This window comes from Microbacterium sp. NPDC090225 (genome assembly GCF_044772365.1).
GTDB lineage: Bacteria > Actinomycetota > Actinomycetes > Actinomycetales > Microbacteriaceae > Microbacterium.
The window spans coordinates 1,421,595-1,441,636 of sequence record NZ_JBIVYS010000001.1 but is presented as its reverse complement, the minus strand read 5'-3'; the positions used below and the strand labels follow the sequence as shown (position 1 = coordinate 1,441,636).

Annotated in this window: 15 protein-coding genes; 11 read left to right on the top strand and 4 right to left on the bottom strand. The window is 61.7% G+C overall.

Translation table 11 applies throughout. From position 1 onward, the window contains the following. The first annotated feature begins 54 nt into the window (after nt 1-54). Nucleotides 55-3,693 (top strand): P-loop NTPase fold protein, encoded by a 3,639-nt coding sequence (locus ACIQTT_RS06870; RefSeq protein WP_402787853.1) that lies wholly within the window; start codon nt 55-57, stop codon nt 3,691-3,693. Between the two features lie 355 nt (nt 3,694-4,048). After that, nucleotides 4,049-4,645, top strand: a complete 597-nt coding sequence (locus ACIQTT_RS06865; protein WP_402787850.1) for a hypothetical protein — start codon at nt 4,049-4,051, stop codon at nt 4,643-4,645. Nucleotides 4,646-4,668: 23 nt separating this feature from the next. Here ACIQTT_RS06865 and ACIQTT_RS06860 read toward each other — a convergent pair whose 3' ends face one another. Beyond that, entirely contained in the window at nt 4,669-5,556 is an 888-nt protein-coding gene (locus ACIQTT_RS06860; protein ID WP_402787848.1) for a hypothetical protein, read from the bottom strand. Between the two features lie 109 nt (nt 5,557-5,665). Here ACIQTT_RS06860 and ACIQTT_RS06855 point away from each other — a divergent pair, with 109 nt between their 5' ends. The 5 genes from ACIQTT_RS06855 (at nt 5,666) to ACIQTT_RS06835 (ending at nt 9,938) form a co-directional block, all read left to right on the top strand. Then, the gene (locus tag ACIQTT_RS06855; protein ID WP_402787845.1) at nt 5,666-7,051 is read left to right on the top strand and encodes a hypothetical protein; all 1,386 of its coding nucleotides are present in this window, start codon (nt 5,666-5,668) and stop codon (nt 7,049-7,051) included. A 265-nt stretch (nt 7,052-7,316) separates the two neighbouring features. Continuing rightward, nucleotides 7,317-8,429, top strand: a complete 1,113-nt coding sequence (locus tag ACIQTT_RS06850; protein ID WP_402787842.1) for a hypothetical protein — start codon at nt 7,317-7,319, stop codon at nt 8,427-8,429. Between the two features lie 130 nt (nt 8,430-8,559). Then, nucleotides 8,560-9,375 carry a metallophosphoesterase gene (locus ACIQTT_RS06845; protein ID WP_402787839.1) on the top strand — a complete coding sequence of 272 codons (816 nt, stop codon included), beginning with the start codon at nt 8,560-8,562 and terminating at the stop codon, nt 9,373-9,375. Next, on the top strand, nt 9,368-9,577 hold the full coding sequence (locus ACIQTT_RS06840) for an antitoxin VbhA family protein (RefSeq protein WP_402787837.1): 210 nt from the start codon (nt 9,368-9,370) through the stop codon (nt 9,575-9,577). The genes ACIQTT_RS06845 and ACIQTT_RS06840 overlap by 8 nt, the downstream gene beginning before the upstream one ends. After that, on the top strand, nt 9,561-9,938 hold the full coding sequence (locus ACIQTT_RS06835) for a hypothetical protein (RefSeq protein WP_402787834.1): 378 nt from the start codon (nt 9,561-9,563) through the stop codon (nt 9,936-9,938). Before ACIQTT_RS06840 ends, ACIQTT_RS06835 begins: the two co-directional genes overlap by 17 nt. A gap of 974 nt (nt 9,939-10,912) precedes the next feature. Here ACIQTT_RS06835 and ACIQTT_RS06830 read toward each other — a convergent pair. Continuing rightward, nucleotides 10,913-12,382, bottom strand: coding sequence for an MFS transporter (locus tag ACIQTT_RS06830; protein WP_402787831.1), 1,470 nt, complete (start codon nt 12,380-12,382; stop codon nt 10,913-10,915). 69 nt (nt 12,383-12,451) lie between these two features. On the opposite strand from ACIQTT_RS06830, the gene ACIQTT_RS06825 reads away from it, so the two are divergent. Further along, complete coding sequence (locus tag ACIQTT_RS06825; protein WP_402787828.1) at nt 12,452-12,895, top strand: MarR family winged helix-turn-helix transcriptional regulator; 444 nt, start codon at nt 12,452-12,454, stop codon at nt 12,893-12,895. Here the strand turns inward: ACIQTT_RS06825 and ACIQTT_RS06820 are convergent. Then, nucleotides 12,892-13,350 (bottom strand): MarR family winged helix-turn-helix transcriptional regulator, encoded by a 459-nt coding sequence (locus tag ACIQTT_RS06820; RefSeq protein WP_402787825.1) that lies wholly within the window; start codon nt 13,348-13,350, stop codon nt 12,892-12,894. The two genes, ACIQTT_RS06825 and ACIQTT_RS06820, sit on opposite strands and share 4 nt — an antisense overlap. Nucleotides 13,351-13,496: 146 nt before the next feature. Between ACIQTT_RS06820 and ACIQTT_RS06815 the strand changes: the two genes are divergently transcribed. The 3 genes from ACIQTT_RS06815 (at nt 13,497) to ACIQTT_RS06805 (ending at nt 19,012) form a co-directional block, all read left to right on the top strand. Beyond that, nucleotides 13,497-15,341: a flavin-containing monooxygenase gene (locus tag ACIQTT_RS06815; protein ID WP_402787822.1), complete on the top strand. Its 1,845-nt coding sequence runs from the start codon at nt 13,497-13,499 to the stop codon at nt 15,339-15,341. An 86-nt stretch (nt 15,342-15,427) separates the two neighbouring features. After that, nucleotides 15,428-16,345: an SMP-30/gluconolactonase/LRE family protein gene (locus ACIQTT_RS06810; RefSeq protein WP_402787819.1), complete on the top strand. Its 918-nt coding sequence runs from the start codon at nt 15,428-15,430 to the stop codon at nt 16,343-16,345. A gap of 225 nt (nt 16,346-16,570) precedes the next feature. Beyond that, a complete protein-coding gene (locus tag ACIQTT_RS06805) occupies nt 16,571-19,012 on the top strand; it encodes a glycoside hydrolase family 2 TIM barrel-domain containing protein (protein WP_402787816.1) in 2,442 nt (813 codons plus the stop codon). 28 nt (nt 19,013-19,040) lie between these two features. Here the strand turns inward: ACIQTT_RS06805 and ACIQTT_RS06800 are convergent, their stop codons facing one another. Then, a complete protein-coding gene (locus ACIQTT_RS06800; RefSeq protein WP_402787813.1) occupies nt 19,041-20,033 on the bottom strand; it encodes a LacI family DNA-binding transcriptional regulator in 993 nt (330 codons plus the stop codon). Between the last annotated feature and the right edge of the window lie 9 nt (nt 20,034-20,042).

Here is a 20,042-nt window from a genome sequence, read left to right as displayed (position 1 = left end):
TCGCTGACAACAGGTCACGTTGTGGCATGGAATCTGTTGCGTGACGACATTGGCGTGCCTGAGGAGAACCGCGCCATGTCTATTCATCCCGATAGAGTCAACTTCAGGGTGACGACAGGGGGAACGGCGAAAATGCAGGTGCTCAGCGCAGAGGATCTCGTACCGGATGAGCCGCTCGGTGCGAGGGCTTCGGGTATCGGCGAGAAGGACGATCTGCTGCACCACCGCGTGCTCGCCCGGCGAACAGCGGAACTGGCGGTATCCTCCCCCGGTAACGCGAACATCGCTTTGTTTGGACCCTGGGGGTCGGGCAAGAGCAGTTTCAACGCATTGTTGCGTGAAGAGCTCGGCAAGCAGTCGACCAAGACGCAACACATCACCTTTGACGCATGGAAGAACGCGGGCTCCGGTTTCCGCACGAATTTTCTCTCTGAGGTCGCCGCGCAACTCGATGCGGACGTGAAGATCTCAGACAAGCTCTTCCAAGCCACTACCTCCGTCCAAGGACCGCTCTCCGACCGGAAGTGGAGCCCACGTGCACGATTCTTCATCCTGATTGGTGTCCTCCTCGGGGTCTTCTTTGGCCTGCCTGCGCTGTGGACAGGTGTGCAACTTCTGTCCGGCATCAAACGCACGTACTTCAGCCTTTTCGTCGAGAACATCGGTGGGTTTGCGAACATGGCGGCGGGCGGCACCCTCATCGTCGTCGTGGCGCTGGCGATTATCGAGTTGTCGAAAGTGACTGTGTCGAAGTCGACGCCGAGTCACGTCGCGCAGTTCGGCAAGCTATTCGAAGAGATCCTTGAGACGAAGAAGAAGCATCGCTTCGTCATTTTCGTCGATGAACTCGACCGCTGCACGCCTGCGGACGTGATGGCGACTCTGGAAGGGCTCCGCACCTTCCTCGGCCACAAGGAGTGTGTCTTCGTCGTAGCATTCGACCGCGAGGCGGTGGCCGGCGTTATCGCCAGTCAGCTGAAGGAGAGCGCACCTCGTGACAACGCGGCGCCGTACTACCGCACTAGCGGGGAGTACCTCGACAAGATCTTCCAGTTCCAGTTGGCGCTCCCTCCTCAGCCTGTGCACACGTTTCGACGCTTCGCCAGTTCTCTGGTTCGGGAGCGAGGAGGGGTGTGGGCTCAGCTTCGATCTCACGACGCCGACCTTCTCGACCGGGTCGTGAACATCCTTTCGCCGATGCACCTCGCCAGTCCTCGACGAACAAAAGTGCTCCTGAATGACTTCGCGGTGAACGCGAGAATCTACGAAGGCATGAACTTCAAGTGGCTGGAGCGAGCCGAGGAAATCGCGGTTCTCACTGTCCTCCAAACCGAGTTTCCTCGCCTGGCAGCTGACCTGGAACGCGAGCCGGCTCTCATGCGATACCTCTATCACCAAGACACTCCCAAGCCCACCCGCCCGTCCCTGCTCAATCTCGTAAATCAGTACGTCGGCGAAGACAAGCGCGACACCGCTCTCGACGAGGTTGTGGGTGAAGACGATGCGGGTGAGGTGAAGGAGCAACTTGAGGAGAACCTCGAACGCTATCTGCGGCTGCTGAGGGAGCGGAACGTTCCCGAGCCTCGTGCAGACCTGATCATGATGCACACGGACGGCTCGCTCCTGGCATTCGACGATCCCGGGGTCTACCACGAGCTTCTCTCTGCCGCTGATATGCCCCGAGCTGATCTCCTCAACGGGCTTAATGAGGCCAGTGACCGCGATCTCGGAGAGGCGATTCGCTACCTTCTTGATCAGACAGAAAAGGAGACGCGAGACGTTTCGGACCGACTCGTCGTGCTGGCGGGTGAGATCGCAGCCGAGCTTGTCGAAGTCGGCCCCGACATTGCGCGCCTGCTGGGCGGCCGAGTCTCAACAGGTATCAGCGGCATGACTGTTCAGAGCCTTCAGGGCTACGGCAGAGCCGTCGCGGCCCCTTATATGCGTGGGGAGATGCACACAGTTCTCGCCGTCGCCCAAGAACAGACTGGCGTTGGTGTCGCAAGGGTCATCTGGTTCGTTCAAGGCACGATCCGGGACGAGGACTGGCCCAAAGCCCGCGCAGACATGCTGCCGGCGGTCCTCAAGCACGCTGTTGCGGAGCCGGATGTGGCATCTGCATTCTTCGTCAAGTTCTCTGAGGATCTTGAGGCGAGCCTCACCTTTGACCAGATCAAGCAGTTTGCAACCTCGCTCTCTGCGACTGCTCCCGAGCCTGTGGAACCCAGCGCGGCGACAGCCGCGGCGAAAGCTGTGGCGGACGAACAAGACGCGGAGAACAAGGCAGCCTACGAGCAACAGCGGGAAGCATATCGAGGCATCGCGGCGGAGATCACCTCCGGCTGGACAGAGATGGCCCTCGAATCGACGCTTCGACGGGACCTTCTGCGTGTCCTTCGACGGGTGGACAACTTCAGGGGCTTCCTTGACCTTCACGACTCGCTGATTGACCAAGACATCGAACGGGGGCAAGTGAGCGAAGCGAACTCGCTCCTACTAGACGCGATCTACAGAGCTCCCGCCCGTGCGAGGGCGCGATGGGCTGGCAGGCTGGACGGGAGTGTGACCGTATCGGCGTCATCGAAGCATGATGCTTTGCACGCCGTCATCAAGCTCGTCGTGGAAAGCGAGAATGAGGCGCTTCGTGAAGGTGGCGCTACCGTTGCCCAGAAGGTTGCAAGCCTTCCGTCTGACGAGTTTGACCTAGTTGAGATTGTCGAGTTGGTTCGAGGCGATCTCGAGGTGGACTGGGACGAGTACTCTGACTCGCGGTTCGAGACCCAGTTGCGGCTGCTTTCAATACTGGACGCCCTCGGCAGTGATGCGGTGACCATTGATGAGCTTCGCGAGGAGCTCTACCTGACTGCTGTCCAGTCCGCCCAAGCAGAGGCGGCGGCAGTGGACGTCATCGTCGCTTCGCTCGAATCCGAGAAGCCTGCTTCCGCGGAGCGAATCGCTGCTGCCATGATTTCGGAACAGCCGTGGGAGGACGCCAACCCGGAGCTTGCATTGCGCGTGCTGCTTACTGCGCATCATCGCGCACTTTCGGGCGGCATGGCTATCGTCCATCTACCTGTCGCGGCCCTATCTGCGGTGAGCGATCCGAAGACCGTTCGTTCCCTCAGGGCCTCCTGGTTGTCGTCGGCTCCTCCGGTCACCGACATCGAGCAGCTGCCTAGCGTGACGACTCTCCCTCAGGATGCGTGGCGTCGATTCGGGCAGAATGCTGACGAGATCCAAAGGGGTCAAGCCTGGAGACTCCTTGTGAAGCACGATTCGCACATAGGAGACCTGCGCGCGCTTAGCGAATCCGGCCAGGGCCTCGATGTCTACGAGGAGGTCGGAGCCAAAGTCCGTACAGCGAAGACGATCTCGCTACGAGAGCGTGCGGTGAAGGTCTTCCTCGCACTTCCCGTTCGCCGCGAGGCCGGGGATGAGGTCCGCGCCATGGTTAAGGTGATGGCACAGGACAATAAACGCGGAGAGTTGGCTCTAGGGATCTTGCTCCTGAAGGCTTACGCGGGAACACTTCCCGCGTCAGCGGTCAGGTCGCTCCGTCCCCTTGTGACCCCGTGGGCGGAAGAGGGGGAGGGGCTTGTCGCTAAGCGTGACATCTCCTGGCTTGTGAATCATGGTTTCGCAACGAGGAGTTCCTCGCTTTGGGAGGTTGTGCGGAAGATGTCCAAACGCTGACCGGTGATGCCTACGCTCCGCTGAACACCACGTTCGGCATACCGCTCCTCGGGAACCACTCCGGCGGCGTGACGCTGAGCGGGAAGTTCGACGTTCTGTGGAACGAGCGCTGGTCGACGCCGCGGTGGCGGGGAGAGCATCAAGCGTGTTCACCGGCGTCTTGGTCGAGTTCAGAACGGTAAGCTCCGGGAAGACCTGCTGGGCGATGTAAGCCACCGCATCCCACGCACGGACTTCCTGCTCTTCGGCAAGCGAGGATAACTTCGAGCTGGGTGCAGGCGTACTCGAACCGAAGCTCGCCGTCGGACGTGCGTAGGGCGTCGACGTTCTCCCGCTCCGAGAGGTGGATTGCCTCGTGAATCTCTTCGAATCCGAGGTCAGGGGCCAGTGCTCGGATGGGGATGCGGTGACGGCCGATGCGGAGCGTCTCGTCGAGCGGAACACCGGGCAGGTAAGCGGCCACCTCCTCGTAGGTAAGGAAGAGGGGGAAAGGGGTGCTGTTGAGGATGGTCATGCACCCTCTATGCGCGGCGACGAAGAGCGTGCCGCCCTGGCCGGGGCCCGCGCATTTGGCCCGAGCGTCCCACGCACCATAGGGGTACTCATCTCGGCGCCGACCCAGTTGACAGGGCCGATGCTCACCGCTTTTCTGTTGGACGCCCGCGCCACGGTCAACACGTTGGCCTCCGTCACGTTCAACCCGTTCTCGTGGGCACTCAGCGGAATCGGCGACGACGACGCGCTCGGCAGTACCGGTTGGTTGGATGTCACTGAATGGCTCCTGTACGAGGATGACCGTGAAGCTCACGACCTCAGGTTCCTGACTCCGCGTGGCTTGCCGGTCACGCCCGCGGTACTGCATCAACCGTCGAATCAAGGCATGCAGATGTACTCCGCCGAAATCACACCGATCTTCCTTGGCCGACTTCCGGGCTACCGTCCCAGTATCTGAGTCGCGGGCGGTGACGCTTGCGGTTAGACCTTGAACAGTTGCTTGCCGCTGAGCTCGTTTATGGCAGCGTGAATGTTCTCGTCGAACGTAAGTGCCGCCTTGCTAAAGAGATCGAGTCCGGCCTCGACGATCTTCAGCGTCGACTCGATGTCAGGGGCCACGTTTGACCGTCCTATCCCAACGCTGATGGAGCGTGACGTGCCGGAGATTGACACCGATGATGCCTTCGGAGTGCCGCCGTCGACCGTCTGCGGGCGCCACCGATGGAATCCCACGTTGCGAAGGTCGAGCAGCGCGGTCCAGCGTTGGTCGCCGAGAAGCGCAGAGAGCTCTGTCGCTGCGATGACCGCGGCAGGTGACCCAGAAACCACGGCAGCTTTCCGTGTCGCTTTCAGAATGGTCCGCTCGAAAGACACCCACGCGGCCTGGTCTTCACTGAACGGAGGGAACCCGTTCGCCGTCGGGCGAGCGTCGTTGACCACTTTCGCGGCATCCGGGTTCAGCAAAAGCATTCGCACGAGAGCGTTCGCCAGACCGTGTGCCGCGCTCAGGGTCCACATGGCCGCCATCTCCGCCTGAGCTCGAACTGCCATGGTCGCGAACTGGACATTCCATCCTGAAGCGTCAGGCGCAGTCCACCTGCGAGCGTCCCTGTTCGTGGCGAGGGCAATCGCGAGCTGCTCTCCCGCAGAGCCGACGCGCCCCAGGATCTCGGTGACCCGGTCCACCCACTCTGGGCCGAGGTGAACGAAGACGAACGCGCCGGTGGTGTCGGGGGCGCCTCCCGTCTTCTGAAGCTCTAGTGCGGTCGTTGAGATGTACTCTTCTCGGGGCGTCGGTGGTAGCGGTGTGACCGGGACCAATGTGGGCGGGACGAGCGCGATGGTGGTAGACGGCGCCTCTTCTGTCATGCGTCAGACGTTATCGGTACGCGAGGATCACCGGGCCTGGGGCATCGAACTCGAGACGCTAGCCTGAACGAAGGCGGGCCGCTCGGAGCCCACGAAGGACGGTTACTGCATGACGAGAGCCCGCAAACGACCCGTGTACGTACTCGGCGCCGGCTTCTCCCGAGCCATCAGTGCGTACATGCCCCTGACGGATGAGCTCGGCGACGAGCTCGGCCGACGTCTGCGCCTGGACTGGGCTAAGGGGGACGCCGTGTCATTCGAAGAGCGTTTGACGGTCCTGTCTACGCCGCTGCCGTTCTTGCAGGGGTACGAGAACACTCAGCGGCGGGCTGAGGCCGAGCGGATCACGGCAGCCATCGCAGATGTCCTCGACCGGAGGGTCGGATCCGCGACCAAGGGCGCACCGCCGTCCTGGCTACTGCAGCTTGTTGCGCTGTGGCACGTCGAACAGGCAATTGTTCTCACGTTCAACTACGACACGCTCGTGGAGAGCGCCTTCGGATCGCTCGGCGTCGTGCGACCGAACTATGACAACGGCGTCAGTTACGAGCTCGACGGGCGGCAGGTCGTATATCCGGCTCCGAGGTCCAGCGGAGCAGGTGGGTGGCAGGACGCGGCCTCCCCGGACGACACTTCCTTTCAGTTGCTGAAACTGCACGGCTCGCTGTCTTGGTATTGGTCATCTGGCGACGGATCGACCGTCGTGCAGGACAGCGTCCTCCCCATGTTCGAAAAGAAGCCGCGCGGTTCGTCCTCGGGAGTGTCCGGGATCAGCACGCTCGACCGTTTCCTCATACCGCCCGTTCTCAGCAAGGACAGCTACTACAACGTCAACATCGCCCACATGCTGTGGCGGACCGCACACGAGGCGATTGCAAACGCCTCACACGTAACGATCCTTGGCTATTCTCTACCCGCGGGTGACCGCATCACCGCTGAGCTTCTTCGCAGGATACCGAGCGGTATCCCGGTGGACATCGTCAACCGCGACGTAGGGGATTCTACGGATCCGACCTCACCGCTCGGACGCGCGGCAGCGTTGCATCTCAGCGTGACCGGCAACTGGAATGGTGATGACGCTGTCGCGTCGTACGTGAAAAAGCGGCTACTCGAGCGAATGACGGGTATCGAGGAGGCGCTCGTCGGATATGAAGACGAGGCTGTCATAGCGACCGTGAGCCTCCATGAGGCCCGAACAGACCCCGGTACTTTCCTGCTCCGGTCGTATGACGGGAAGAACGACGGCATCGAAGTGGATACCGTCGCCATCGGTCAGTCACCGAATCATCCGCACATTGCGGCGAAAGATTCCGTCCGTGCGTTCAGCGGCGAGGACGACTTCTACACCGTGAAGAAATTCAGAGACCTTGTCAGAAAGTCGGTCTTCCACGTCCAGCTCGCAGGCCGACGATACATCGCCATCGGAGCACGCAGAGCGCGAGTCGGCCAGTGGAAGGTTGTTGAGGTCCAGCTGTCGCCGGCGGGGGACTGGTGATAGGTGCTCAGCGTTCTTTACCGCGGACGCGACGTTAGCGGTACAGATCGTACGGCCAAACGAGATACGAGAAGACCCCGACTAGGCTCCAGGATGTGCTGGCGAGTTAAGCGCCAGGAGTGGACTATGGATCTTCCGTAAGCGATGAGCTCACGTGCCACGCTCTGGGGTTCCGCTCGGGACGGAGTGAAGGGCCGGCTCCGCACGTCACGTTCCGGGAAAGCTGAAGGTGTCCTACAGCGCCTGCAAAGGAAAGGGAGAGACGGTGCCAACTCAGAACGAACAGAAGGTCACCGTAGGGCGTCTGTTGTTGCTTGAGGACGCGCTATGGTTTGGCGACATCCTCACCAGCGCTCAACGACACCGTGGTCCAGCGCAGGCGATGGTTCCGCTCCTGCTCTCAGGGCACGCCGCACGGATTGTCTACGAAGGCCGCGCGCTGCTGACATCACCGAACGAAGACGTTGCGCTGCCCGATGTCGCCGAACTTCTTCCGAACGACATCCACCCCTCAATAGCTCCCGCGCGTCATGCGACGAAGATGCTCGACAATGCAGTCAAAAGAGGGCGTCCCGTCAACGAGTTCGAGCTGGACATCCACGAAGCATGGATGGCGCAACGCAAGGAACTGATGTCAACTGTTCGACGGGGATTCTCCTGGCTGCAGCCAGATCTCGGTTTCTACACTCTTCGTGGCGACGTCGTCGGCGCTACGATCCCTCTCCATCTGAGATTCCGACTCGATGATGTTCCGGTGGCGGAACGCAAAGCGTATTTTCGCAAGTTCGGCGAAGACCTCTACTCGTCGCTGCACGTTTTCAGTTGCCTGTCGGGCAAGGACGACGCCATCGTCTCGACCCTGGACCTCGCCGCCGTCGACTCGATCCAAGACAACGACCGTTCTGTGACCCGATATCTGAAGCGCGGCTTCGACGGCGTTGAGAGTATGGATCAGAAGCTGCTGCTTCTGCTCATCGAGTCGGAGGTAAACGCGGCGGCAACGCTGATCCCGCTGGTCACCGGGCTGCACGTCGCGGCTGCGTTCCGCGCGCGTCTCATCAGTCTCTGGCACGCTCTGTCTTCGGTGAGGAAGATACTCTCCTCTGAACCTCTGCTCACCTCACCTACTGCGGTACGAGTCCGCGAGGTTGCGGATTCGGCCAACGCGAGTCGTCTGTCTGCCCAAGGGATGGACGTGGTGAGGAACCGCAGCATGCACTACGAGATCAGAGGGAAGACGGAGTTCTCGTTCTCGAACGGCCCCATGTTCGGGATCATCGAGAGCGCTTCAAGCGAGACGTTCGAGAGCCTTGACAGCGTCGTCCGGGATGTAAGCGAAGACTTGAGTCACGCGCTACGCGAGTGGCGGACCTCCTGACCGCCACTCCTGATTTATCGCCGCTCACCTCAGTCGCTTCACCGCGGAGAGACCATCGAATCGAGGAGGAAACGCGGACTTTAGTCCGTGAAGTTGGTAAGCTCTGGCCTCAACGGAGGGACGGAGTGAGATGGACGCGCTTGAGTACGCGGACCGCATCGCGCTGGACGACGAACGTGTCGCAGTATGCGGTGACTGGCACGGCAACGTCGGCTGGGCAAGAACACTGGCCCGTATCATCCCTGCGTTAGCCCCTGATGTGACGACCATCTTCCAGCTCGGCGATTGGTGGATGCCGCCGGATACGGTCGACGAGATCTTCGCCGAAACCAACATCGACCGCATCTACGTCACACTGGGCAACCATGAGCCATGGCCCGAGATCACGCCGCTTTTCGATGAACGTCCCGGAGTCGCTGTGCGCGTCTCGACGACCACCTGGTTGCTGGCGCGGCCGGCTCGCCTTGTCATCGGTGGACGCTCGGTCCTTTCCCTCGGGGGTGCGGCATCCGTTGACCGACTATGGCGCATCAGCGGTGCAGGGTGGTGGCCGGACGAGGCTATTACCGACGAACACGTCGCGGCGGCCATCGCGGGAGGACCCGCCAGCCTGATGTTGACGCATGAGTCGCCGGCGCACACGCCTGTGCGCGCGGTTCGGGACGTGCTGCGAACCAACCCGATGGGTTTCCCCGACGAAACGCTGGCGGAGTCGAAAGGGTCGCGTGCTCGAGTGGCGCATATATGGGATGCGGTGCGTCCGGAACTGCTGATCCATGGACACATGCACGTCGCTGGCGGTGGGGCGACCGAAGATGGACGCCGGGTGGCGAGCCTCGGGCGCGATACGCAGGCGGGGAGTCTCGCCTTTCTCGACCTGCGCACGCTGCGCTTGGAGACGCCGAGCCTGCACCAGATGCGGACGGCGGCGTTTCCTGATGCGTGACGACCGCCTGGACCATTCACGGCAGCAACGACTTAGCGGTGTCCTTGAGGCCTTCCACTCTTGCTGGCTCGACGGCTTGAAACCGACTAGTGCGGCCATTCGTGACGGCTGGGACTACATCGAGGGGCGCCGAACCCTCGACGAGCTCATTGAAGACGTCGTTCGACGGCACACGCGGACAGGCCATGACCGACGAGACTGAGGTGAACTCTTGGGCTGAGCTCGTCGGCCCTTGTTACACCGCCGCGGGGATGGCAGACACGCTCGGTTGGACCGAGGCCGAGGTCGTACGGGCCGCAGACAGTCTTCTATTTCTGGCCGTGCGTACCTCTGACGGTGTCGTCCTGTACCCGGCCTTCCAGCTGCACGGCGGTCGAGTTGTCGACGGACTGCATGAGGTTCTTCGGATTCTGCGAACTGGAACGGCTGGTCGGTGGACGTGGGTGCAGTTCCTCAACGTCGCCATCCCCGGGGAGGTGCGGCAGATCGAGAACCTTTATGAAGGGCGCCTCGAAGATGTTCTTCGTGATGCTCGGCACGAGGCCGCCGCTTGGCGTTCGTGATTGCGGAAACGGCGTCAGGTCGAGGATGAAGTCGAGCGCCCAGATGCACCTCCTGCCATTCTCGCTTGCTCTCGCGGAACATCGATGCGCGCAGTCGCTGTCTCAGTGCGCCCAGCATGTGCGTCGGTTGCACGCATGGCGTCTCCTGTCAGTCAGTGGGGCGGTCGGTGGTCGCTGTTGCTTTCTACCCTGCGGCAGGTGAAAGTCTCGCGCTTGCAGGCGGTCGAGTGACATTTCTTTGCTCAGCGCCATTCGGATGTTCTTGGATGAATCATCGCGCCACAAACGTCGACGTTCACGCCAGCGACGGTCGCGCAGACCGGTTTCGGCCGAGAAGTCCATGTTTTCGTCCAAAACGCCAAGCTTCTGCCAAGGTCACCTTGGCTGGAGTTTGCTCTACTCCCGACTGGGATCGAGGAGCGCTGGCAAGGTTGCCAAGTAGTAGATAGTTCTTGTGAAGAAAAAAAAGAGAGATAGATATAGAGGGACAGCACTCTCTCGCTCCCCATAGGGATACATGTAGTGCTTGGCGCACTTGGCAATGTGAAAGAGTTTCAACTTCTGAACAGGTATAAGTTCAGTTTCTCACCTTGGCAAAACGAGCCGTGGCGTTGGCAGGTAGCCAAGCGGACCAGTCTCGTCGGGTCGTTCGCCGCAGGGTAGGCGTCGAGAGGCGGGTGCGGCCCTCGAACTAACAACTCCACAGCGAAACAACGAAGCAATCAGACCTCGGCGGTTCCGTGATGAACGTGAACGAGCGTCGCGAGATTTCGACTTGTCCGACAGGAGCGACCGAGGACGGGCGCAGGTCGGTTTGCGCGACGCGAACTCTGTGACCACCCATGCGGTGACAGTGACCACCGCGTACCCGGCCGTGATCTCGGGAAGCGAGATACCGCGGCTGCGGCGGGAGGAAGTGCTCTGGACCGAGGAGAGGCCGGGCGCGTGGGGCGACCCCCGGCCTCGTATGTCGGCTAGGCGGATTGTGCTACACGTTCCCGCTCGACGGCGCGCGGCTGGTCGCCCTTCGGCGCTGTGATGGCGTCGGCGGGTATGCACAGGGCGATAAGTGCGGCGACCACGGACACCCCTGCTCCGATGATCAAAGCGACTTGGAATCCAAGCTGAGAGGGGACGAGTGATCCGCCAAGCGGCGTGGTGAGCTGGGCAAGAATGACCCCGATGACAGCGGCGCCGATGGTCGTGCCGAGGGAGCGCATAAGTGCGTTGAATCCGTTCGCGGACGCTGTCTCCGAGAGGGGCACTGAGCCCATGATGAGGGCGGGCATCGCCCCGTAGGCGAGTGCCACGCCACTGTTGATGACGATGCCGGACGCGAGGATGCCCCAAGTGCTTACCATCCCGAAAAGGCCGACCGCGTAACCGACGGCGAGGATGCTGATTCCGAGAACAAGGGTGAACTTCGGACCCCGCGCGTCGGTGAGTTTCCCGCCCACCGGCGACAGTGCAAGCATCATCAGGCCAGCCGGTGCCATCCACAAGCCGGCAGCAAGAATTGACTGGCCGAGACCATATCCAGTCGCCGAACTCAACTGCAACACCTGCGGCATCACAAGCATGCTGGCGTACATCCCGAATCCGACGAAGACGGATGCAACATTGGTGAGGAGAACCCGAGGCCGAGCAGTCGTTCGGAGGTCTACCAACGGGTCCTTCGTCCGGGTCTCCCACACGCCCCACGCGGCGAAGGCGACAACGGCCAGGGCGAGTAGGCCGAGAGTCAGCGGTGACACCCAGCCCCACTCCGCACCCTTGGAGATGGCGAGAATGAACGACACCAGGCCGACGGCAAGCCCGAGAGCTCCGAGCCAATCGAATCGCTGTCCAGCGGCGCCGGCGATTGTCGACGGCACAACGAGACAGATTGCAATGAGTGCGAGCGCAGTGACCGCAGCACCAGACCAGAACAGAACGCGCCAGTTGGAAAACTCAATGATGGCAGCGGCCAGCGGCATTCCGATGGCGCCGCCGACTCCGAGGGTGGCGCTGACGGTTGCGATGGCCGACGAGAGCCGTTCGCGCGGCACGACGTCGCGGAGCAAGGCGATGCCCAACGGCACCAAGCCGGAGCCGACCCCCTGCAGCGCGCGTCCCGCAACCATGACCTCCACCGATGGCGCGAGGGCGCAGATGACGCCGCCCAGCATGAGCGGAACCGTCAGGATTACGAGCATCCGCTTCTTGCCAAACAGGTCACCGAGGCGACCCGAGATCGGCACCGCAACCGCTGCCGCAAGCAGTGTTGCGGTGACCACCCACGCCGTGTTGCCCGCCGATGTGTCGAAGATGCCGGGAAGCAGTGCGATGAGGGGCGTCACCATCGTCTGCGTGATGGATGCCGCTATGCCTGCGAACGCCAGGACTGCGACGATCAGTCGAGGGTGGCGCGTGGACGTCGTGGATTGCAATTCATTGTCCTTCACGGGTGTGGGCGATGTGCATCATGCATATGCAGAATACACATCTAAGATGGATGTGAGGTCAGGAGTCGCATGCGAAGACGAATCGCGGACATCGAGTACGAGCAAATGCTGCTCAGTCGTTACACCATTGCCCAGCACCGCAGTGACGACGGACTGGACCGAAGTGTCTACCTCGTGCTCGGCCGGATCCACGTCGATGGGCCGATGTCTATCGCAGAGCTCAGCGAGGCATTTCGGCTTGATGTCTCCACGCTGCAGCGGCAGACTGGCGCGGCGCTGCGAGCGGGTTTTGTCGAGCGCATCGCAGACCCCGACGGCGGACCTGCGCGGAAGTTCTCCTTGACTGACGCCGGACGCGAGCGGCTCACAAATGTGCGCGAGCGCTCGGTTGCGGCGCTCGAGCTCATTCTCGACGATTGGTCGGAAGAAGATGTGGGTCAGTTCGCCGACTATCTTCGTCGCTTCAATGCATCTATCGAGTCGTATAGCGCGGGCGAGCGTGGGAGAGGTTAGGCCTCACTCCAAGATGGAGGAGCCTTCATCTCGCGGTTGATGGCGCGGAGTGCGGTGACGAGCGCATCCAACTCGTCCTGTGACAATCCATCCAGGACATCGCTGCCCAGTTCAGGGCGAGCGGCGACCACGCTGCCAACCACGTCACGGCCGAGCCCTGTCGGCAGTAGCCGCTTGACGCGGTGATCCTGAGTGTCGGTCACTCTTGCCACGAGTCCCTGTGCGACGAGACGATCTGCGATCTTCGAGACGGCGGCTAGCGACGTTTTGAACTCTGAGGCGAGCGCGCTGATTGTCGCACCGTCGTTCACCACGATGGTCGTGAGGATCTTCAGCTGCTGAATTGTGAGGTTAGTTTCCAGCAGTGAGCCAAGGATGAGCGGTACAGATCGCACGGAGATCGCGATAGTCAGCGCCTCGATGCTCTCCCTTGCCTTGCGCGCGTCATCGTTCACACGCTCACGCTAGTCGTTCCCAGCTAGTCCTCAAGAAAATGGTTTCCATGAGGTTACGCTTTTCTCGAATGATCCGATCCGGTGTCGTGTTGGGCTACTCGGTGACTTCCTGTGTCAGCTCGACCCACCACTCTTTGGAGGAGAGCATGAACCAGCCCGCGAACAACACCGTCACTCTCGAGGAGCTCGCACTGCTTCGCGAGCACTATCGGCATGAACGCGACCGCCGGACCCGGCCAGACGGCGCGAGGCAATATCGACGCGCGGCCGGCGAGTTCAAGTACTACGTCACAGACCCCTACACCGACCGCGAGGATCGTGCGCCCAAGCAAGATCGCGTTGAAGTGCTCATCATCGGGGCCGGATTCGGCGGATTGCTCACAGGCGCTTTTCTGAGGGAATCTGGAGTTGCATCTGTCCGGCTGATGGATGAGGCCGGCGACGTGGGGGGCACCTGGTACTGGAACCGATATCCCGGAGTGCGCTGTGACATCGAGTCGTATGTTTACATGCCGCTGCTTGAGGAAACAGGATTCATGCCCACCGAGCGCTACGCGACGGGCGAAGAGATCCGACAGCACGCCGTGCGCATCGCCAACCACTACGACCTCTACCGCGACACGCTCTTTCAGACTCGGGCGACTTCGCTCACCTGGGACGAGATCGAAAATGAATGGAATGTCGTCACTGACCGCGGCGACGAGTTCCGTGCTCGCTACGTCATCACATCGTCCGGAACATTGACTCAACCGAAGCTGCCCGGCGTGCCTGGGATCGACCGCTTCCAAGGGCACACGTTCCACACCAGTCGTTGGGACTACGGCTACACCGGGGGATCACCAGCCGAGCCGATGACCAACCTCGCAGACAAACGGGTGGCTGTGGTCGGAACGGGAGCCACTGGCCTCCAGGTCATCCCCCAGCTTGCTGAGGCCGCGAAGGAGCTCATTGTTCTGCAGCGAACCCCGTCCACGGTGGACGTGCGCGACAACCGACCGACCGATCCAGATTGGGTGAGTTCGCTCGCGCCGGGATGGCAGCAACGTCGCATGGATAACTTCTTGAACGTTCTCGCGGGGGAGCCCGTCGATGAAATGCTCGTCACAGATGGTTGGACCCGGACCCCCTCCCTGCAGCGACACATCATCTCTGGCGCGGTGGACGATTCTCTCGAGGATGCGGAACGAGATCTTCGGGACGAACTAGACGACGCCGCGACCATGAATCGCATCCGTGACCGAGTCAACGAAGTAGTAACCGACCCTGCAACTGCCGAGGCGCTGAAGCCCTGGTATCGGTACATGTGTAAACGCCCAGGCTTCAGCGACACCTACCTCGAGACGTTCAATCGTCCCAACGTGACTCTCGTTGACACGGCCGATTTCCGCGGGATCACCGGGATGACGGAGACGGCAGTCCTTGTGGGAGACGATGCTTACGAGGTCGACTGCATCATCATGGCGACAGGCTTTGAAGCCGGCGTATCTGGAGTCATATCCGGTACCCTCCCCGTGTATGGGCGGGGAGGGACGCAACTTCTCCAGGCATGGGCGAAGGGTCCGCGGACGTTGCACGGGTTCTTCACCCACGGATTCCCGAACCTCTTCCAACTTGCTGCTATCCAGAACGCGAACAGCGTGAACTTCGTCCACATCCTCCAGGAGCAGGCTCGGCACATCGCCGCAATCATCACGCGCGCAACATCAACTGGAGCGGCACGCGTCGAACCGACCGCACAGGCGGAAGCAGATTGGGTCCTCACCGTGCAGCAGACCGCACGCGATGTCGCTGCCTTCCAGGCAGAGTGCACGCCGGGCTACTACAACGCCGAAGGAACTCAAGCAATTACCGGGTTCACTTACGCCCCCGGTCCCGTCGCCTTCCACCAGATTTTGCGCGAGTGGCGAGAGGGGGACATGAGCGACGTGTTGGTGCGCGATGACGACGACCTTCGAGCCCGCGATTCTGTTCTGAGCGGAGCGAACGCTTGAGCCTACGAACGCGCGCGTCGGCTGCGGTGGCCGTCGTCGGACTACTCGCCCTCACGGGGTGCTCGGCGGCACCTGACACGGCATCAGTGGCAGCCTCCGACGACTCCGCGGTGCAGACAGCGAAAGAAGTGGTGAAAGCGACAAGCGTGCATGAGGCCACTGGCGGAACTTTGCTCGAAGGGCCGACCTTCGGCGGAGACGGTCGACTGTACTTCGTTGACGTCATGGCGCCGGCGGGCGAAGCGAAAGTGCTCGCTCTAGATCTGGAATCCAGGAACGTTGCGGAAGTGTTCACTGACGGCGCTAGTGCCTTCACTTCGGCTCAATTCGGCCACGACGACAGGCTCTACCTCACAGACATCGCCTCGGGTTCTGTGCTCTCCCTCGAAGCCGACGGGAGCGACCCGCAGACCGTGTTCACGGGCGAGGTGGAAGGGAGCGTAGTGCTTCCTGATGACCTCGCGTTCGATGGCGACGGTTCGATGTTCGTCACAGACACGCGAGGCATGCAGGATCCCGGATGGCAGGCGCCCGGACGAGTCATCCGCATCGACAGCGACGGTGTTGCTTCTGTTCTTGCCCGCGATCTGCCATCCCCCAACGGAATCTCGTTCGACGAGCAGGGCGACGGGCTGTGGGTGGCGCAGTACAACGCCAACAGGCTCGACTACTACGCGCTGAATGAAGACCGAACTGCCGTTAAAGAGGCGTACCCCGGCATCTACGTCGACGCGGGTCGCGCCCGCGTCGACTCGACCGCGGTGGATTCCGACGGCAACATCTATCAAGCGTTCCATGGGCTCGCGCAGATCAATGTCTACAGCAACGACGGGAAGCTCATCCAGATCATCGAGGTTCCTGGTGAGAATCTGGAGTCTGCCACAAACGTGGCTATTCGTCCCGGCAGCACCGAAGGCTACATCACCGTCAGCGGATCCGCCGGCGGATACATCTATTCGTTCGACGCGCTAGGGGAGGGCACGCGTCAGTCGAACGGCGGGTAACGCGAGCGAGGGGGATGGGACTGCAACCCCACCCCCCTCGTTCGTCGTGCCCTCAGGAAACAAGCTCGACGCGCTTCTTGTGCAGGCGGCGATGCTCCACGCTCTGCAAGGCGACTCGGTGCGCCGATTGTTGACACAGGTTAGCGCTCGAACATAGGCTCAGTAACACGTGATACTGAAGGAGGGGCACTCGATGTTGAGCGACCGAGCTGGAACAGATGCCTGATGCGCACCAAATTCAATGACGGATGGAGCTACCGAGCGAAAGCGACGGCCTTTCAAGAGATCGGTGGTGCGGCGGACTCCGAGTGGAGCGAGGTCATGCTGCCCCATGACGCGGTCCTTCATACGTCGCGTTCAGCGGATGCCCCTCGAGGGGAGACAACCGGGTACTTCCACGGTGGGGCGTTCGAGTATCGACGCACCCTCTTCGTTTCCGAGTCCGAGCGCGGACGATTGCTAGCGCTTGAGTTCGACGGCGTGCACCGCCAGGCCAATGTCTACGTCAACGGTGCTCTGGTCGGCCAGGACGCGTTCGGATATTCGCGATTCGTGGTTCGCATCGACCCGTACGTGAAATTCGGCGCTGACAACGAGATCCGGGTTGATTGCCGAACACACCTGGACTCACGGTGGTACACGGGTGCGGGCATTTACCGAGAGGTTCATCTCATCTCGAAGGATCCGATCCACTGCGCTGTCGATAGCCTCACCGTCACTACCGTGGATGTCGACGATGAATGGGCGACCATCGAGGTCTCCGCGGCCGTCACGAATCTGAGTTCGACGACCGTGACCAGCCGGGCCGAGGTCACAGTCACCTCCCCGACAGGCGAAGACGTGGCGACCGGAGTGGTGCCGGTGACGGTCCTCCCTCAAGGTCAGGAAGCTTGGAGGCAGGTGCTTGTCGTGCCCCGCCCGAAGCGGTGGAGCGTGGATGCGCCCGCGCTGTACCGTGCGCGTGTGGACGTGTCGACAGGCGACCACAGCGATGTGACTGAGGCGATCTTCGGCATTCGAACGATTCAGGTAGACCACGTGCGAGGGTTGAGGATCAATGGCGAGCTCGTGAAGCTACGGGGTGCGTGCATCCATCACGACAACGGCCCACTCGGCTCGGCGGCGTTCCCTGATGCCGAGGAACGCAAGATTCGACTTCTCAAGAACGCGGGATTCAATGCAATCCGCAGCGCCCACAATCCGGCGAGCACCGCACTTCTCGACGCGTGCGACAAACTCGGGATGCTTGTGATGGATGAGATGTTCGACATCTGGACACAGGCAAAGTCATCTTTCGACTACAGCTTCGACTTCGCCAACTGGTGGGAGCGAGACATCGAACGCCTCGTGGCAAAAGACCGAAACCATCCCTCCGTGATCTTCTACTCCATTGGGAACGAGATCCCCGAGGCCGGTGACCGGTTCGGCGCGAGATGGGGTCGAACGCTTGCCGAAAAGATCCGCGGTCTTGACTCCGCGCGCCTGATAACCAACGGCATCAATGGCTTCGTCGCGGTACTCGACATGGTGCTTGAGGGGCGCCGGCAGAGTTCGGGTAATGAAGCCCCCGCTGCTCAGGGCGGCGTCAATGGAATGATGGGCGCCATCGGGGCGATGATGAACCGGATCCAGACGTCACAGGCCGTGACTGAGCGGACTGAGGAGTCGTTCGCTGTACTCGATGTCGCCGGGATGAACTACGGGGTCGCGCGGTATGAGATGGACCGCGAACTTTTCCCGAATCGGGTCATCGTCGGCACTGAGACCTGGCCCGGAGATATCGACGCGAATTGGCAGTTGGTCCTCGAGAACTCACACGTGCTCGGAGACTTCACTTGGACCGGATTCGACTACCTCGGCGAGGCCGGAGCAGGTGTGCTGCGCTACAAAGAAGCCGGCGCAGATGAGCTTCGATCCAGCTTTGCCACCGACTTCCCCGGCCTCACGGCATTCACTGGCGATCTCGACATCACCGGAGATCGTCGCACCGTCTCCTTCTATCGCGAGACCGTCTTCGGTCTCCGGACCTCCCCATATATCGCCGTTGAACGCCCGTATCGCCACGGCCAGGAAATCGCCGCAGCTACCCCCTGGTCGTGGAGCGACACCGTCGCGAGCTGGTCGTGGGCAGGGTCGGAGGGCCGGACAACGGGCGTCGAGGTGTACAGCGACGCCGAGGAGATCGAGCTCATCCTCAACGACGAGTCTGTAGGGCGCGCGCAGGTCGGCGCCTCCCGGGCGTTCCGAGCTGATTTTGAGGTCGAGTATCAGCCCGGTCAATTGATCGCAGTCGCGTATTCACAAGGGAACGAAACCGGCCGCACGTCGCTGACTTCTGGCAGTCCAGAGATCGTACTAGCTCTGCGCCCTGAAGTGGCTAACTCGGCGAAAGAGCTCAGTTTCGTCTGGGTGCAATTCGAGGATGAACAGGGCGTCGTGCAGGTGACCGCTGACAGGCTCGTTGCGCTTTCCCTGAGTGGACCGGGTGAGCTTCAAGGGTTCGCCAGCGGACTCCACACCACAGAAGAAGCCTTCGTGGACGCCCATCACACGACCTACGACGGAAAGGCGCTAGCGGTTATTCGGCGTACGGGGCCAGGGGAGCTCAGCCTCCGCGCGGAGGCCGACGGGGTCACGCCAGCTGAGGTGCTCTTGCACGCCAATTGAGCGTCAGCCTGAGGCGTGCCGAGAAGCCTCAGGCTGATTCGCCTCGTACGAGCGTGAAGCCTGTGCGCGCCGAACGGTCGACCAGTTCACTACCGCCGAGAAGGTCCCGGAGCTCTTCAGCAATATCGTCAACCATCCCGATAAGGTCCGTATCGACGGTGGTGAGCCGCGGCGACCACATCTGCCCAACGGGGGAGTTGTCGACGCCCACCACGGCGAGTGTCTGTGGCACCGTCACATTCATGTCCCGTGCTGCCGCGAGCAGGGTGAGGGCGACGTCATCGTTGTAGCAGGCTACTCCAGCAGGTGTGGCCTGCTGGAGTATCGTCCCCAGTGCGTGCTTTCCGCTGTCGAGCGTCAAGTCGAGTGCAACGAGTTCTGCCCCGCCGAGGCCAGCGGTCTGGCTAACCTCTTTCAGCGCTTGGTGACGGCTAGGCACATACGGGTCGCGCTGGTAGTTGAGGGGGACCGCGAACCAAAGACGCTTCGGGTCGTGATCGAGCAATGCGGAGGCCTGAAGCTCAGTAATTCCGCCATCGCGAGCCGAGTGCGACTTCGCCTCGGTGAGGGACGGGACGATAAGAGTGCCCCGTGCCTCGAGCCATGTTCGTTCTTCGAGGCTCAAGACGCCGAAGTCGACGACCGCGAGCGGGCGAAGGACCGCGATGGCCTCAGACGTCGCGCGTGGGTTCTCGCCCGCGAGGCGAATGACGACGTTCCGCCCGATCTGCCGCGTGTTCCGCGCGACTCGTTCGACCGCGTCCTGGAAGTGCGCAGCAAAGCCAGCGTTCGCAACGAGAACCACAATGGTGTCTCCGCGGCCGCTGACAAGAGACCGCCCGGCCACGGAGGGCTGGTATTCGAGTTCTCGAGCGGCTTCGAGAACCCGCTTCCTGGTCCGTTCCGGGAAGCGCTCGTCATTGCCGTTCAGGATGTTGCTGACCGTCGACCGCGAAACGCCTGCGCGTTGCGCGACGTCAGCGCTCGTGGCCGGCCGCCCGAAATGTGGTGCTGCGGTCATCTGGCCATC

What these genes read in the sequence shown, in the direction of transcription:
- ACIQTT_RS06860 (WP_402787848.1), bottom strand. Translation starts at nt 5,556, where the DNA reads ATGACAGAAGAGGCGCCGTCTACCACCATCGCGCTCGTCCCGCCCACA.
- ACIQTT_RS06855 (WP_402787845.1), top strand. Translation starts at nt 5,666, where the DNA reads ATGACGAGAGCCCGCAAACGACCCGTGTACGTACTCGGCGCCGGCTTC.
- ACIQTT_RS06845 (WP_402787839.1), top strand. Translation starts at nt 8,560, where the DNA reads ATGGACGCGCTTGAGTACGCGGACCGCATCGCGCTGGACGACGAACGT.
- ACIQTT_RS06840 (WP_402787837.1), top strand. Translation starts at nt 9,368, where the DNA reads ATGCGTGACGACCGCCTGGACCATTCACGGCAGCAACGACTTAGCGGT.
- ACIQTT_RS06835 (WP_402787834.1), top strand. Translation starts at nt 9,561, where the DNA reads ATGACCGACGAGACTGAGGTGAACTCTTGGGCTGAGCTCGTCGGCCCT.
- ACIQTT_RS06825 (WP_402787828.1), top strand. Translation starts at nt 12,452, where the DNA reads ATGCGAAGACGAATCGCGGACATCGAGTACGAGCAAATGCTGCTCAGT.
- ACIQTT_RS06815 (WP_402787822.1), top strand. Translation starts at nt 13,497, where the DNA reads ATGAACCAGCCCGCGAACAACACCGTCACTCTCGAGGAGCTCGCACTG.
- ACIQTT_RS06805 (WP_402787816.1), top strand. Translation starts at nt 16,571, where the DNA reads ATGCGCACCAAATTCAATGACGGATGGAGCTACCGAGCGAAAGCGACG.
- ACIQTT_RS06800 (WP_402787813.1), bottom strand. Translation starts at nt 20,033, where the DNA reads ATGACCGCAGCACCACATTTCGGGCGGCCGGCCACGAGCGCTGACGTC.